Annotated in this window: 13 protein-coding genes; 10 read left to right on the top strand and 3 right to left on the bottom strand. The window is 62.5% G+C overall.

Translation table 11 applies throughout. The features are described from left to right. Positions 1-201: 201 nt before the first annotated feature. Entirely contained in the window at positions 202-1350 is a 1149-nt protein-coding gene (locus LFT44_RS19155) for a GGDEF domain-containing protein (protein WP_236800089.1), read from the top strand. Positions 1351-2237: 887 nt separating this feature from the next. Here the strand turns inward: LFT44_RS19155 and LFT44_RS22025 are convergent. From LFT44_RS22025 to LFT44_RS19145, 3 genes are all read right to left on the bottom strand, one after another. After that, positions 2238-2366 (bottom strand): hypothetical protein, encoded by a 129-nt coding sequence (locus LFT44_RS22025; protein ID WP_272910874.1) that lies wholly within the window; start codon positions 2364-2366, stop codon positions 2238-2240. Positions 2367-2636: 270 nt separating this feature from the next. Further along, positions 2637-3899, bottom strand: coding sequence for an MFS transporter (locus LFT44_RS19150; protein ID WP_236800087.1), 1263 nt, complete (start codon positions 3897-3899; stop codon positions 2637-2639). 142 nt (positions 3900-4041) lie between these two features. Further along, a complete protein-coding gene (locus tag LFT44_RS19145; protein ID WP_236800085.1) occupies positions 4042-5622 on the bottom strand; it encodes an IclR family transcriptional regulator domain-containing protein in 1581 nt (526 codons plus the stop codon). 151 nt (positions 5623-5773) lie between these two features. Here LFT44_RS19145 and LFT44_RS19140 point away from each other — a divergent pair, with 151 nt between their 5' ends. From LFT44_RS19140 to LFT44_RS19100, 9 genes are all read left to right on the top strand, one after another. After that, positions 5774-7057 (top strand): Rieske 2Fe-2S domain-containing protein, encoded by a 1284-nt coding sequence (locus tag LFT44_RS19140; protein WP_236800083.1) that lies wholly within the window; start codon positions 5774-5776, stop codon positions 7055-7057. 28 nt (positions 7058-7085) lie between these two features. Beyond that, the gene (locus tag LFT44_RS19135; protein WP_236800081.1) at positions 7086-8255 is read left to right on the top strand and encodes a zinc-dependent alcohol dehydrogenase; all 1170 of its coding nucleotides are present in this window, start codon (positions 7086-7088) and stop codon (positions 8253-8255) included. 29 nt (positions 8256-8284) lie between these two features. Further along, positions 8285-8800 (top strand): hypothetical protein, encoded by a 516-nt coding sequence (locus LFT44_RS19130; protein ID WP_236800078.1) that lies wholly within the window; start codon positions 8285-8287, stop codon positions 8798-8800. 2 nt (positions 8801-8802) lie between these two features. Next, the gene (locus LFT44_RS19125) at positions 8803-9780 is read left to right on the top strand and encodes a PDR/VanB family oxidoreductase (protein WP_236800076.1); all 978 of its coding nucleotides are present in this window, start codon (positions 8803-8805) and stop codon (positions 9778-9780) included. A gap of 882 nt (positions 9781-10662) precedes the next feature. Then, on the top strand, positions 10663-11667 hold the full coding sequence (locus LFT44_RS19120; RefSeq protein WP_236800074.1) for an ABC transporter substrate-binding protein: 1005 nt from the start codon (positions 10663-10665) through the stop codon (positions 11665-11667). Beyond that, positions 11664-12491 carry an ABC transporter ATP-binding protein gene (locus tag LFT44_RS19115; protein ID WP_236800072.1) on the top strand — a complete coding sequence of 276 codons (828 nt, stop codon included), beginning with the start codon at positions 11664-11666 and terminating at the stop codon, positions 12489-12491. Before LFT44_RS19120 ends, LFT44_RS19115 begins: the two co-directional genes overlap by 4 nt. A 38-nt stretch (positions 12492-12529) precedes the next feature. Further along, on the top strand, positions 12530-13279 hold the full coding sequence (locus LFT44_RS19110) for an ABC transporter permease (RefSeq protein WP_236800071.1): 750 nt from the start codon (positions 12530-12532) through the stop codon (positions 13277-13279). Beyond that, on the top strand, positions 13276-14073 hold the full coding sequence (locus LFT44_RS19105; RefSeq protein ID WP_236800070.1) for an ABC transporter permease: 798 nt from the start codon (positions 13276-13278) through the stop codon (positions 14071-14073). Before LFT44_RS19110 ends, LFT44_RS19105 begins: the two co-directional genes overlap by 4 nt. Positions 14074-14122: 49 nt before the next feature. Next, positions 14123-14785 carry an N-carbamoylsarcosine amidohydrolase gene (locus tag LFT44_RS19100; protein ID WP_236800069.1) on the top strand — a complete coding sequence of 221 codons (663 nt, stop codon included), beginning with the start codon at positions 14123-14125 and terminating at the stop codon, positions 14783-14785. Positions 14786-14787 lie beyond the last annotated feature (2 nt).

Raw genomic sequence — 14787 nt, 5'->3', positions numbered from 1 at the left:
TCTTGGGCACCCCGTACGGGAGCTTGCCGATTCGTGAGTCCGAACTGAACGAGGACGAGCCAGACGAGGAGCTGGCACAGTGGGGCAGGTGAGGTGATGGTGTTCTCCCGGGCATGGCTGTTGCTTGAGGCCCGGCAGGGGGGTCACAAGCGATAGTTGGGCCAGAAGCACTTCGGGTTTTGGAGGGGACTTCACCGGAATATGGTCTTGAATACTACGACCCTTCGGGTTGCCTTTGGCCTGATGGCGCTGGTGCTGGTGGTGTTGTTCTATTTCTCCAGCTACCGGGTTACTCGATCCCCGTATAGCGGCTGGTGGTGCATTGGGCTGCTGTTCTTCCTCACCGGGTCGGCGTGTTTCCTGCTGAACGGGACCGGGCATCAAGTTTGGGCAAACCCGCTGGGTAACGTTCTGCTCGTGCGGGGAGCGGTGGCGGTATGGGCCGGTGCACGCTCCCTGAGAGCGCGGCCGCCTCTGAAGTGGCCCTCCGTGGGTTTTCCCGCTGTCACGCTGATCGCCGCAGTCCCGGACAACCCTGCCACCAACACTTGGGCCGGCGGTCCGGTCTTCCTAGCGACCATGAGCATCTGCATTGGGTTGGCATCACTCGAGCTCTGGCGCCTGGAACCAGGATATTCGTGCATGCGGATTCAGATGGCCACGGCCGCCGGCGGCGTGGCCGTCTTTTACTTCTTCCGTTTCCTGGCATTCATCATTGAGGGCCGGGACGGGCCAATTTTTGTGGCCGTCTTCGGTTCCGCCGTGACCACCTTGGTCACGATGGTTCTGTTGGTGGTCGTCTCGTTTAGCATGGCCGCTCTCAGCAGCGAGCAGCAGACCCGGACCCTACGCGTCGCGGCCTCCCGCGATGACCTCACTGGCCTGTTCAACCGCAAGGCTTTCATGGATCTTGCCGCCGAACGGTTGGCCGACCACAGCATCACCCCAGACACCGGGGTCGTGATTCTGGCCGACCTGGACCATTTCAAGGCTGTTAACGACACCTACGGTCACGCCGCTGGCGATCACGCGCTGCGGCGATTCGCGGAGGCCTGCACGGCCACGGTCCGCCCCACGGACCTTGTCGGACGCTACGGCGGCGAGGAGTTCGTTCTCCTCCTCCCGGGATCCAGTGTGGAACGGGCGCAAAGATTGGTTGAGGAGATCAGCCGTCGCCTGGCTGCCTCCCCCGTTAAAGGTGGGATGGGAATGCCCACGGTGAGCTACGGGATCACGCCGTATGAAAACGGCACCGACGTGGGCGGGCTTGTCATCGCCGCCGATGAGGCCATGTACAAGGCCAAAGCGCTGGGCAGGAATCGTGCCGCTCACAGCGACAGAACACCCTAGCTTTCGGGGCCACCAGCTGTAGCGCCGTTACGAATAGGGAAAGACTAACGTGAAAGTCATCAAAGTAGTGGCAAGCCGGGCCATGCTGTGCGCCAACACGCTGCCTCGCTCCTGGACTATTCGTCCCTCTACAGATCACGTGCGCTTCGCCGCTCTGAATCCGGCAGCCATTCAGCAAGCGAAGCCACTCTGTTGAATGTGGACCAGCTCGCGGTGCGCTCGATCTGCAATCAGATGCAGGTTTCCCTCGTCTAATGACAGCACTGACTAAACGCCAATAATGGAGATTCCGGCAATTACCGGGAGTGGGTCCGCGGTGTGCGTAAGCTGGCAGGAGTAATCTCGCGATGACGGTCGGCTCAGGGGCGGGCCGCTGACTCAAAGGATGCAACATGACCCGACCAAAAGGGATGACGGGCCAGCACTGGACCCGCGCCGGTTGACTCTAGCAACTTTGTCCGCATCGATCGGACCAGTAACTCGACGCTCCCCTGGGCAGTGGCTGCGGGCGGGTCCTCTCCATAAGAGCCGGGTGCCACCATCGGGCCCTCTTCTTGCCCCCGTTCGGCCCTGAGGTGAAAGGCCTTTATGTTGTTGGTGCCTCATCGGCGCCGCATTGGGCGGAGCCGCATACGTACGCCGGGAGGACTTGTCCGGACAGGTGGCGACCTGACCCGGATGACCGACATGATGGTTGGCGTCGAACGGAAGAGGGCAGGTGTGTTGTCCCCGTGCAACGTTGCGGCAACCAGTAAGGCAGCTAGCCGCGTCAAATACCCCCGGGGGTTGGGTCTTCGCACAGCTACTCTTGCTCCCGTTACCTGACCGCCGACAATGGTTTACGCATCAAGTTAATCGCAGGTTGTGGGCTTCTAATCGTAGGCGTTCTACTCGTCCCCCGCGGCCTCGTCGTCGAAAGCGTCGTTGTTTTCTGGGGCTTGCTTGTAGTGAATGCGCTTCGCAGCATCGACTAGATCGGCGGGTACAGGCGGATCCTTCTCGTCATCAGATGTCATGAGGCTCATCCTATGAGCGTTGGAGGCTGGGCGTGATGAAGCGAGGTATCCGCCGATCCCCTCCGAGTATCCAAGGACCGAACAAGTCCCTTGGACGGGGCGATGGCGTTCCGATCCTGTGGCATGCGGGCACGTGACATCGAGCTCGAGCTATATCACCCTTCCCTGGGTTGTTGTTGTGCCTCAGCTCCTCAGGACTGCCTCCGGCAAAGCCGAGGGCCCACCCCTTATCCAGGAGGAAAGGGATGGGCCGGCCGGTACCACAGGAAGCTAAGCCTTTCCCTGATTCGCCACGGCGATTTCAACGTCGTCGGGGTTCTCGTTGACGAAGTACATGATGATCATGCCGAGGAAGGGGCCGGCGGCGAGTGTGATCAGGGCGGCCATGAAGTTATTGTTGGTCGCGGTGAAGGCGGCACCTACAGCAAGGGGGACCAGGACGCTTCCGATTTGCCATACGGCGTTTGTTATTCCTGCTGCACCGCCGAGAACGCGGCTGCTCACGAGGCGGGGTACGAGGGCGACGATGAGCGGGAGGTAGCAGTATGCCCCGAGTCCGAGCAGCGGGGCTGCGATGAAGAAGGCCAGGGCGTTGTCCAGTGTGCCGAAGACGACGAGCATCACGGCGAAGCAGCCGAGGACGACCATTGCGGGTATTCTGCGGGCGCCGTTGAACTTATCGGCGATCCAGCCGATGAGGGGCTTGCCGAAGACGCCGAGGGCTCCATAGACAGCTACGATGCCGCCAGCGACAGTCGGGTCGATGCCGTGTCCTTTAATCATGAGGGCGTTGGACCAGGTGATAAAGCCATAGGTCCCCCAGAAGCCGCCGAATCCTGCCAGCGCGAGGAGAAACAGGTTCTTGTTGCGTCCGAGTTCGATGAGGACCGACCGGCCCTCGGAGCGGTTGGCCCTTTTGGCCACGACCGGGCCGGGCCGGAGCATGAGGTAGCAGGCGATGCCGGCCACGATGGAGATGCCGCCGAAAAGCAGGTAGGAAGCGTGCCAGGAGTAGTGCTGGATGAGATATGGGACGGCGGTGTTGGCCACAACGACTCCCAGCGAGGTTGCGGAGGTGTAGATTCCCATGGCCTTGCCGAGTTCTTCGGGGCGGAACCAGCTGGATATCAGCTTGATGCCCGCGGCGTATTCGGCTCCGGCGAAGAAACCGATGACGGCCTGGACGGCGATCCCAATCCAGGCAGATGTTGTGGACCCGAAGAGAATCATGGATGCTCCGGCACCCACGAGGGATACGGAAATCAACAGGCGCCCGCCTACCTTGTCCGTCAGAAATCCGGTGCCCGCGTTCGAGACGACGTAGCCGATGTAGTAGAAAGTGGCGAACAGCCCAAGGCTCGCCAGGGGCACCCTGAGGTCGTCTCCGATAAATGTTGAGGCTGGACCCCAGGTCGAACGGTCAACGGAGGTCATGGTGAAGGCCAGCCAGCAAAGGACTAGGACCAGCCAGCGGTAGGGGCGCCTCGATGGGTCGAGATCGGTGGAGGCGCGGGCACGGTCAAGGGTAGTCATGTTTATCCCATTCTGGAGAGGCGTCGTTGCCGCGGGACATCGCGAAAACAAGATTTTGAGTGTGATGAATATAACCGCCCTCGGTAACGGAAAGCAATGCTTTTTATCCGCATCGTGTCAGGACGCGCGTAAAGCGGATGCTTTAGATGTTGAGGCCGTCCCTCAAATCCGTGATGAACTCGCTGGCCGTGTCCCTTAGGGCCGGCAGGAAGTTGTCCGTCATATCGCGGTTGGGGGTAGTGGCTTCATGGACCGAGGCGCTCATGGCGGCGACAACTTCGCCGCGGCGGTTTCGAAGCGGGACTGCAACGGCGCGTATTCCGGCTTCGAGCAGTTGGTCAACGTAACTCCAGCCTTGCTCTCGGACGGCCGCCAGTGTGACGTCGAGGTCTGACAGGCCGTTGGCCACGTCCCTGCCTGCCGAATGCCTTGCGTCTTCAATGGTGGCAGGGGGCAGAAGGGACAGGAGGACTTGGCCCATGGCCGTGCGCTCTGCTGGAACTCGGGTGCCCGGGCGGATATTGACGGTCAATGGGCTTGGTGCACTGGCCCTGGCGACATAACGCACGTCCATGCCGTCCAGGACGCCAATGGAAACCGACGCCCCGAGTTTTCGCGCTAACGCTTCCAGCCGGGGTTTGGCTACGTCTGCGAGCGAAAGCCGAGGCAGGAGTGAGTATCCCAGCTCCAGGACCAGGGGAGTCGGGGCGTAGCTCCGCCCCTGCTGTTCAAGGTAGCCAAGGGAGGTCAGGGTCAGGACGAAGCGACGCGCCGCCGAGCGCGGGAGCTGGCACTGCTCGGAGATCTGTGCCAGGTTCATCGCTCTGTGGTCCTCATCGAATGCGGTGAGAATGCGCAGGCCTCTCTCCACCGATTGAATTACATCGGATGGACGCGCCCGCGCGTGAGCGGCGGTGGCAGGCGCTGGCGCGGACCTCGCCGGCGCCGTCCCGGAAGCCGGCCAAAGGGCTGCTGTCGTTCGCTGTGCGGCAGGCTGGAGCAGCGGAACGAAGTCGTCTTTCAGCACCGCGGCGTCGACGCGGGTGGCGTGGGCTGCAATGTTCAGAGCAGCGACGATCCGGCCCCTTGGGTCGCGCAGGGGAACGGCCACTGACCGGATTCCGGGGGTCAGCTCCTGGTCGGCCACCGCCCACCCGTTGGTACGCGCTTCTTCTATCCGTTGCCGCACGTAGTCCGGATCGAAACTGGGACTGGGCTCCATGGCCGACAGGTAGTCTTCGAGGTCATCCGGGGTGAGGCCGCCCAGCAAAACCCGACCGGTGGCCGTGCTGTGTGCGGCGACGCTTGTGCCAACGGTGATGTTGGCTGTGACGATCCTGTCGGCTGCCACGCGGGCGGCGTAATATACGCGGCGCTTGTGCAAGACGGTCAGGGAGGCTGTTTCCCCAACCGTCCGGACAAGTTCCTCCAGATGGGGGTGGGCTGCGTCAGGGAGTGGATTGCTGCGAAGGTAGGCGTCCCCGATCGCCAGTACCCCCGGGGCCAGCCTGTATCCCTCCGCTGCCTGGCTTGCGTACCCCAGATATTCCAAGGTCAGTGCGAATCTGCGGGCCGCAGTGCGTGTAATACCTGCAAGCGAGGCGACTTCCCCCACGGAGAGTGCCTCTTCCTGCTCGCTGAATGCCCTAAGGACCGATAGGCCGCGTTCCAGGGAATCAACATAATCCGGGCCTGTCGCCGCCAGCTCCACGGCGGTCGGCATTGATGCGTTCACATCCTCGAATCTAGACCATTACATGCGGTGAGGGTCGCCACGCTTGACGGAGGAATGAGACGCATGCAACACTCTGTCGACCGACAAGCGCGCGTATGCGCGCAAAACGGATAAAACAAGGCTTAGCGAAAGGCGCATCGTGCTTACTTCAGATCAGAATGTCTTGCTGACCCAGACCGGCCCGGAAACACCCATGGGGCGCCTGTTCCGGCGGTACTGGTTCCCCGCACTCCTGGCCGAGGAACTGCCCGAGGCGGACTGCCCCCCAGTGCGCGTGCAGCTCCTGGGTGAGAAGCTCATTGCATTCCGGGACACGTCCGGCCGCCTGGGCCTGTTGGACGAGTTCTGTGCGCACCGGACTGCTTCCCTGTACTTCGGGCGGAACGAGGAAAACGGCCTCCGGTGTGCCTACCACGGGTGGAAGTATGACGTAGAGGGCAATCTGACGGACATGCCGTCCGAGCCGGAGGACTCAAAGTTCAGGTGCCGGATCAAGCAGAAGTCCTACCCCCTCGTAGAACGGGGAGGCGTGCTCTGGGCGTACATGGGCCCCGCGGACAAGATGCCCGAACTGCCGGAGCTTGAATGGGCCCTGCTCGGCGACGGACAGCGCTTCATTTCCAAGCGCCTCCAGGAAACCAACTACCTCCAGGCCATGGAGGGTGGCATCGACTCCAGCCACGTGTCCTTTGCCCACCGCTTCAACCTGGACGATGACCCCATGCACTCCGGGACGGCCGGCAATGAGTACATCAAGGCGGACACTCGCCCGAAGTTCGAGGTCGCCGAAAGCGACGGCGGGCTGCTGATCGGAGCAAGGCGCAATGCGAACGAAGAAGAGTTCTACTGGCGCATCACCCAGTGGATTATGCCCTTCTACACGATCATCCCGCCCTTCGGCACCCACAACCCCATGGGCGGGCACGCCTGGGTTCCCATCGATGACACCACCTGCTGGGCCTGGTCCTGGAACTACCACCCCACCCGTGACCTGCGGGAAGATGAACTGCAGCAGATGCGAAACGGTGACGGCATCCACGCCAAATACATCCCCGGCACCTACCGGACCCTCGCCAACAAGGACAACGACTACCTCATGGACCGTGAGGCCCAGAAGCAGAAGAAGACCTTCTCCGGTATCGAAGGCATCGCCGCCCAGGACTTCTCGCTGCAGGAAAGCATGGGCGAGATTGCGGACCGCACCAAAGAGCGGTTGGGCACCTCGGATGCCGCTATCATCCTGGCGCGCCGCCGCCTGCTCGCAGCGCTGGACTCCATGGAGGACGACGTTCTTCCCGGCCTGGACACCGCTGACCAGCGTGTCCGCTCGACGTCGGTGCTGCTCCCCAAGGACGTCCCGTTCCATGAGGGTGCCCAGCAGGCCATTCAGGTAGTCCCCGGAACCGACTTCGTTTCCATCTAATCCGATCCGAACACGTGAGGAGTTCCGCATGATTGACCACGGTTCCGCGGTCGCGTCGCCGGATCCGGCCCCTGCGCTGACAGCGCCCCTTCCGTCCGCTGTCAGGGCTGCTGTTTCACTGCCTGATTCGACCACCCGGGTCCAGACGGTGGACCCTGGTCTGGCCACGGACGCCGCAGGGTGGCTCAAGGTGGAATCCTCCGCCCTGTGCGGGACCGACCTGGACCTGTACCAGCAGGGCCTGGGCCACCCCACAGTGATGGGCCACCACGTCGTTGGCGAAATCGTCTCCGTCACGCCGGTTATGCAGTGGTCGTGGGACGTCGCGGTCGGCGACAGGGTGGCGCTGGAGGAATACCTCCCCTGCGGCCAGGCTACCTGCGCGGCCTGCCGCCAGCCGGACGTCTACCGTTTCTGCCCGGACGCGGACCTGTGGGGCGGCCAGCGACGGGTGGGAATGCTCGGACTCCACGAAGGCTCCGGTCTTCACGGTGGCAACGCTGAATACATGGAGCTGTCAACCCGGACAGTGCTGCACAAGCTGCCCCGGGATCTCGACTCAAACCTTGCTGCCTGGACGCAACCGTTCGCCAACGCCGTCGATTGGGTCATCAACATCGGTGGCGCGACCGGCGGCTCACGGGTGGCCATCATCGGGCCGGGCTACCACGGCATCGCCGCTGTCGCGGCCGCACGCGCAGCCGGCGCAGACGAGATCGTCGTACTTGGACGCAACTCACGCACGAGCCGCGACCGCCTGGAGATCGCCGAGGCCATGGGCGCCTCCATCGTCGTCAATGACGACGCCGCTGCAACGTCGCTGGCCTTGGGCCGACACGGCAAGGCCACCGGATTCGACACCATCGTCGATACCGTCGGCCTTGGTGGACCCGCACTCCAAACTACCGAACACCTCCGAAAACTGGGGCGACTGGTACTGGCCGGACTCGGAGAAACCCCCGTCGCCGAAGTGAACCTCAAGACCCTGGTGCGCGGGGCATCCGGTGTGGTTGGCGTACGTGGGCGTTCACCCCAGGCCCTCACCAGGAGCATAGAGCTTCTTGCCGCCCATGACACGGGCTTGGAACACGTGCCCAGCATCGACGTCGGACTGGAAGGCGTCGATGAACTCTTCCGGACCCTCCTGGACCGATCGGGACCCAGCAGCCCCCACGTGGTCATTCGACCTTCGCTTTGAGCAGCGACAACACAACATAAGGAAAGCCCATGACTCACCTGACGTCGCGTGCCTATTACAAGGCCCGCATCCTTCTTGTCCCGCTCGGACCGTCTGGCGCGGCGCTCGTCTCGTCAATGTTCGACGCCGGACTGCGCGAAGTCCTGATCGCTGCACCCGCAAGCCACCCGGACGGGGTGTTCGTGCGGGCAATCGACGAACCGGAAACGCACTTCGCGACCGAAACCATCAGCGACCTCGCAGCCAGCACAGACATGATGGTCTTCCTCGGATCGCGGCTCGAGGAGATTCCCGACGATTTCGTCGAGAACATGGCCACAGCCGGGCGCAACCAGGGGACTCTCCTTGCAGGCGTCTTCGTTGGTCTGGGCGGCTGGAGTTCCGAACCCGGCTCGACCTCCATGAGGGTCCTCCGCCGCGAACTGGACATGCTCGTCACAGTCAGGAAAACGGACCTGGCACGTGACTTCATTGAGGTCCTCAAGGGCGGAACCAGGGAAGCCATTCCCGGCAAACTCTTCCAACACCCCATCACCGGAGCATGAACATGTCCCACGACACTTTAGACCTCGTTGTCCGAGGCCTGCGCCAGGAATCGGACAATGTCATGTCCCTCGAACTGTCCCTTCCCGACGGGGCCCCACTCCCTCACTGGGAGCCCGGCGCCCACCTGGAAGTCATCCTGCCCTCGGGCCTGGTGCGGCACTACAGCCTGTGCTCGGAGCCACGTCAACTCCAGAACTACCGTCTCGCCATTCTTCGTGAGAGCGGCGGACGCGGCGGGTCAGAGGAACTGCACTCCCAGATCCGCCTTGGTACAAAACTCAAAGCGCGCGGACCACGCAACCATTTCAAAGTAGAGGACGGCGCCACACACTACCTCCTCGTCGCAGGGGGCATCGGCATCACGCCCATCATGGCCATGGCACGGGAACTAAAGGCAGCAGGCAAAAGCACACGCCTCGTCTACTGCGGATCCAGCCGGCAAACCATGGCTTTCATCGACGAGCTCCAGGAAATCATGGGAGATTCCCTCGCGCTCTACCCAAGGGATGAGCGAGGCCGCGCCGACCTGCTCGCCGAAATCCAGAACGCGCCCGAGGGAACCTCCGTGTATGCGTGCGGACCGGAACGGCTACTGACCGACCTCCAGAGCATCACCGCCGCCACACTCGGTGCAGAGGCCTTCCATGCCGAACTGTTTGGATCCGCCACCCCACCGGCCCGCACACAGGCCGAAGATGAAACGAAGGCAGACGCACAATTCGAAATTGAGCTGCGCCAATCCGGCTGCACCTTAACCGTTCCACCAGAAAAGTCCATCCTCGACGTCGTACTCGAGGTGAACCCCTCCTTCATGTCCTCCTGCGAGGAAGGGTTCTGCGGTACCTGCGAAACCAAGGTCCTGGAAGGCGAAGTCGACCACCGAGACAGCATCCTCTCTCTAAAGGAACGCGCCAGGAACGACACCATGTTCATCTGCGTCAGCCGCTCCAAGTGCCCAAAACTAGTCCTGGACGCGTAGAGCTATTTTCGTTGCGGCGTCACTGGCTGAGGCCGGGAAGTTGACTGCGGCAGCGCTGATCGCTGCTAAACGCCCGGCCGGCCGGAATCGGTCGCGCTTCCCCCGCCAGGTCCCGACCCCTGACCCCTGATGTGGGCGTTAGCTACCGCGCCCTCCCTGGCCAAGCCCTTGATGGCTTGCGAGGGTGGGGCATCATGACGGACCTGAAGCTGTTACTGCACTCTTGGCGTCCGCGACCCACGGCGGACTTTTGTCTGTCAGGGAAACGAGCCCTGCACGGTCCGTTAAGGCGAACCGCAGGAACCCGGGGATCTCGGGCCTCGAGATGCCGAATTCACGCCCGGCTAATCAAGACAGTGCTCACGGACTTGAGACCCGCACGGGCGGCTTCGACTCCCGACAACCTGCAGGCAGTCACACATGTTTCTTGTATGCTCATCCGCCACGTCCACCTGAGGATGTAACCCGATAGCGGACCAGTTTGGGTAGGGATTGCGTTGGCCCAAGGTCTAGGAAGCCGTTACGGATCCGCCGGCAAGAAGGGTGGGAACAAGCCTGTCGGCATTTTCAGGAGATCTGCAGGTGAACCGACGTGACCTGCGTGCCGAGAGGGGAGACCCGGCACAAGCAGTCTGGGCAAATGGTTGCTCAAATGGTGGACGCAAAGGCCTCGCCAGGTTCTTCACTATGCCCACAGGAGTTGAGCTGGAGAACTCGGGTCATTGGCGTCTGTGTCTGAAAACCCTGAAGTTAGCGACGACGCTCGCTCCAGGGCGCATATCTGGTAAGAGTACTCTGCACAGCAGAGATACACTCTGGACAGCAGTAAAGTGATGTGCTTCACTGGCTCAAACACACGAGCACGATGACAAGGAGAACTGCATGTCAACAACGACTGACCCGCTAGGTCGTCGCGGATTCCTAAAACTGTCTGCCGCGGCGGGAGGTGTTATCTGGTTGGGCTCCTCCCTGACGGCCTGCGGGCAAAGCGGAGCCAGCGGCAACAAAGGCTATTCCGGCGATGCGGCTGTGACGGGCTTGGCAAGCCTGATACATTCGGCGCCGTTTTTCATTGCCCAGGCGGAGGGCTACTACAAAGAAGAGGGACTGACGCTCGAACATATTCAGTTCCCTGGCGGCCTAGACACCGTGCGCGGCATCGAATCTGGAATCGGCTTGGGCACTTCCTCGACCATTCCCGTCTTCATCGCTGCGGAGAAGGGCATGGACGTCAAGATTTTCGGCAATGTCTACACTGCGGCATCCGTGGATTTCATCGCCCTGCCGGACTCCAAAGTGAACTCCATTACAGACGTCCGGGGCAAAAAGATTGCCGTGAGCACGCCAGGCTCCAATTCCTCCTACTTCGCCGAGCGGACACTGCGGGAGGCCGGGTTGGAACCGGGCAAGGATGTCGAGCTCGTCAGCGTAGGATCGGCCAGTGATTCCTGGACCGTCGTCTCCAAGGGGGTCGTCGACGTCGCCTGGACGGCATCACCGTTGTCAGAGAAGATTGCCGATGAGAACGGCGGCAAGGTCATATGGCGCTCCCGGGACTATGTCACCGACTGGTCCGACACCTGCCTGGTGGCCACTGGTTCCTTCACCGACGAGAACGCCGAAGCCCTCAAGGGGTGGGGCCGTTCGCTGAAGAGGGCAATGGACCTCATCACGAACGACCTGGACAAGGCGGCAGCCGTCTACGCCAAGGCCATCGGCTACAAACCTGAAGTAGCGCGTGCGGCCCTGAAAAACTCACAAAGCTACTTTAGCCTCAAGCTGACGGACGCCCAGCTGGCCGCCGTCGTCGACGCCGGCAAGAAACAAGGCCAGATCACCAAGGACCCAAACATGGACACCATTCTGATGCGGGACTTCCTCGCATGAACCAGGTACCCACCATTCCTTCCACCCGGCAAGAGCACGACGTTGTGTTCGACAACATCGGCATGACCTTCCAGACTGCGGCCGGCGCCACCGAAGCCGTCGCCAACGTCACCGGCTCCATCCCGGAACACAAATTCGTCTCCGTCATCGGCCCCAGCGGCTGCGGCAAGAGCACCCTGCTGGACATGGTCGGGGGCCTGCTCAAGCCCACCCGCGGCTCGGTCAGCATCGACGGCGAAACGGTCACCGCCCCGCGGCGCGATACGGCCATGGTTTTTCAAGAAGACTCCACGCTGCACTGGCGTAGCGTGCTGGACAACGTCGCCTTCGGCCTGGAGGTCAAGGGCGTCCCCAAGGCCGAGCGTCACGTACGGGCCCGCGAAATGATCGAACTGGTGGGTCTGCGCCAGTTCGAGGACCACCGGCCCGGACAACTCTCTGGCGGCATGAAGCAGCGCGTCGCGATTGCGCGGGCGCTGGCCATGGAACCGCGGGTGCTCCTCATGGACGAGCCCTTCGGCGCCCTGGACCAGCAGACGAGGCAGTTCATCGGCAAGGAACTGCTTCGTATCTGGGAGAAGACCCGCAACCGTGTTCTGTTTATCACCCACGACATCCAGGAAGCCGTTTACCTTTCCGACGAGGTGTGGGTCATGTCTGCCAGGCCCTCGGTGGTTAAAGAGGTCGTCAAAATCGACCTGCCCCGCCCGCGACCGGAAGGAACCCACACACTGCCGCGGTTCCGCGAACTGGAGGACCACCTGTGGTCGCTGGTCAAAGTGGAGGCGGAGAAGACCCTTGGACCAGGGGCGCAGCTGGCGTGACGATCGCGAAGACTCTGCCAAAGAACCAACCCGTGCCGATGACGCGGCGCGCTGCGGCAGTACGCTGGGCGATCGTTGCCGGACTCGTTGTCCTTCTCGAGGCGACCACCAGGACGGGGCTAGTGGACCGTTCCCTCATGGTGCCGCCGTCCGAGATCCTGGCCCGGCTGGCATCAATTGTCCCTACCGGCCAGTTCGCCGCCGACGGAGCGCGCACCATCACCACCATCCTGGTGGCCTTCGCCGTTGGCCTGGTGCTGGGGATCCCGCTCGGGGTGTTCCTGTGGAGGATTCCCGCCGCCGGGCGCATCCTGGAGCCCTTCATCGTCACCGGCTATGCGATGCCGACGCTGCTCTTCTACCCGGTGTTGCTGGCGGTGATGGGCCTGAACGCGGGTCCCATCATCCTCATCGCAGCGAGCATGTCACTGGTGCCGATCGCACTGACCACGATGGTTGCACTGAACTCCATCAAGCCGATCCTGCACAAGGTGGCCAACTCGCTGAACGCCTCGCCGTCCCAGTACTACGTGAAGGTTCTGCTTCCCGCCGCGACGCCGCTGGTTTTCCCGGGGGTCAAGCTCGGCTTCATCTATGCGGTGATCGGCACCATCGCCATGGAATTCATCCTGGCGGCGCAGGGAATCGGCTTTCGCGCCGGCTTCTACTACCGGGAGCTGAACACCGCGGACATGTGGGCCTACATCACCGTCGTCGTCGTGCTTAGCGTGATTGTGAACAGCATTCTGACCTGGCTGGAAAAGCGCATCAGAAGGGACATGCTTTGAGGACCGCCACACTTCCCTTGTTTCCCCGCACCACCGACCGGAACGCCACAAGGAACCGCTCCACCATCACCGACACCCTCTGGCGCACCGGAGTCATGGTGGTGCTGCTGGCAATCTGGGCAGCTCTGTCCATGGTGACGGACCTCGTCGCATCGCCTGCTGCTTCCCTCACCGCCCTGGTGGAGCTCTTCGCCAACGGGTCCATCTACCGCCACCTGAATGCCACGCTCCAAGCGGTGCTCATCGGATTCCTCATCGCGGCGGCCGCCGGCTTCCCGCTGGGCTATGCGATCGGACGCAGCAAATTCCTGGGCGCGGTCTTCGATCCGATCGTCGCGGGTGCGTTCGCTATCCCGCGCGTGATCTTCTTTCCTGTCCTGTTGCAGATCTTCGGCGTGGGCGTGGGCGCGCAGTCGGCAATGGCTGCCCTGGCGGCGGTCTTTCCCATCATGGTCTCAACCACCGCCGGCGTACGGGCCATAAACCCCCTGCTGCCAAAGCTGGCACGGTCGCTGAGCCTGTCGCCCCTGCAGACGGTGACTAAGATCTACGTGCCGGCCATGGCGCCGTCATTGATGGTGGGCATCCGGATTGGCTTCAGCATCGCCTTCATCAACGTCATCATTGCCGAGTTCTTCGCCGCACGCGCCGGCCTTGGCCTGTTGACCCTGCGCGCCTACGGCCAGCTGGACCTGCCGGCAATGTACGGCATCGTGGTGCTGCTGGCACTGATTGCCCTGGTTGGCAACCTGGCCCTGTGGGCCGTCGAGCGCAGGCTTAGCCGCAAGGCCTGACCCCTGCCGTTTTCCGCGAACTACCACCATTTTCTTAGTGAGGACACACATGACTACGCCTACCAGTACCGCGGTGGAGGAATACCAGCGCCTGCGGACAGAATTCAGGAACAAAGGACTCGGCGGCCGCACAGGGTTCGGGGAGCGTCCGGCACTGCTGGTGATCGACCTGATCCGGGGCTTCACCGACACCCGTTCCCCCTTGGCCGGAGATCTTGACAGCCAGCTCGAGGCCACCCGACAGCTGCTGGGCTCTGCCCGGGAAGCCAACGTTCCTGTCATCTTCTCGACTGTCGCCTACGACGCCGACCTGCAGGAGGCCGGCAAGTGGATCCGGAAAATCCCGTCCAACAGCTGGCTGGTGGAGGGCAGCGAATGGGTTGAGCTGGACGAACGGCTGGGCCGCCGGGACGATGAAATGCTGCTCGTCAAGAAGTACGCATCCTGCTTCTTCGGGACCGACCTGGCCGCACGTCTGGTGGCCAGGGGAGTGGATACCCTGATCCTTGTCGGCTGCACCACCAGCGGCTGTGTCCGTGCCACCGCCGTCGATGCCTGCTCCTATGGATTCCACACCGTCGTGGTAGAGGAGGGCGTGGGCGACCGGGCAGAGCTGCCCCACCTCGCCAGCCTCTTCGACATCGACAACAAGTACGGCGACGTCGTGGGCTTGGAGGAGGCGGAGGCCTACCTTGACGGTGTCGGCCGCTAGGG

The sequence above is a fragment of the Arthrobacter sp. FW306-05-C genome (assembly GCF_021801725.1).
Classification (GTDB): domain Bacteria; phylum Actinomycetota; class Actinomycetes; order Actinomycetales; family Micrococcaceae; genus Arthrobacter.
The sequence above is the reverse complement of the archived record's forward strand: the minus strand, read 5'-3'. Positions and strand labels throughout refer to the sequence as shown.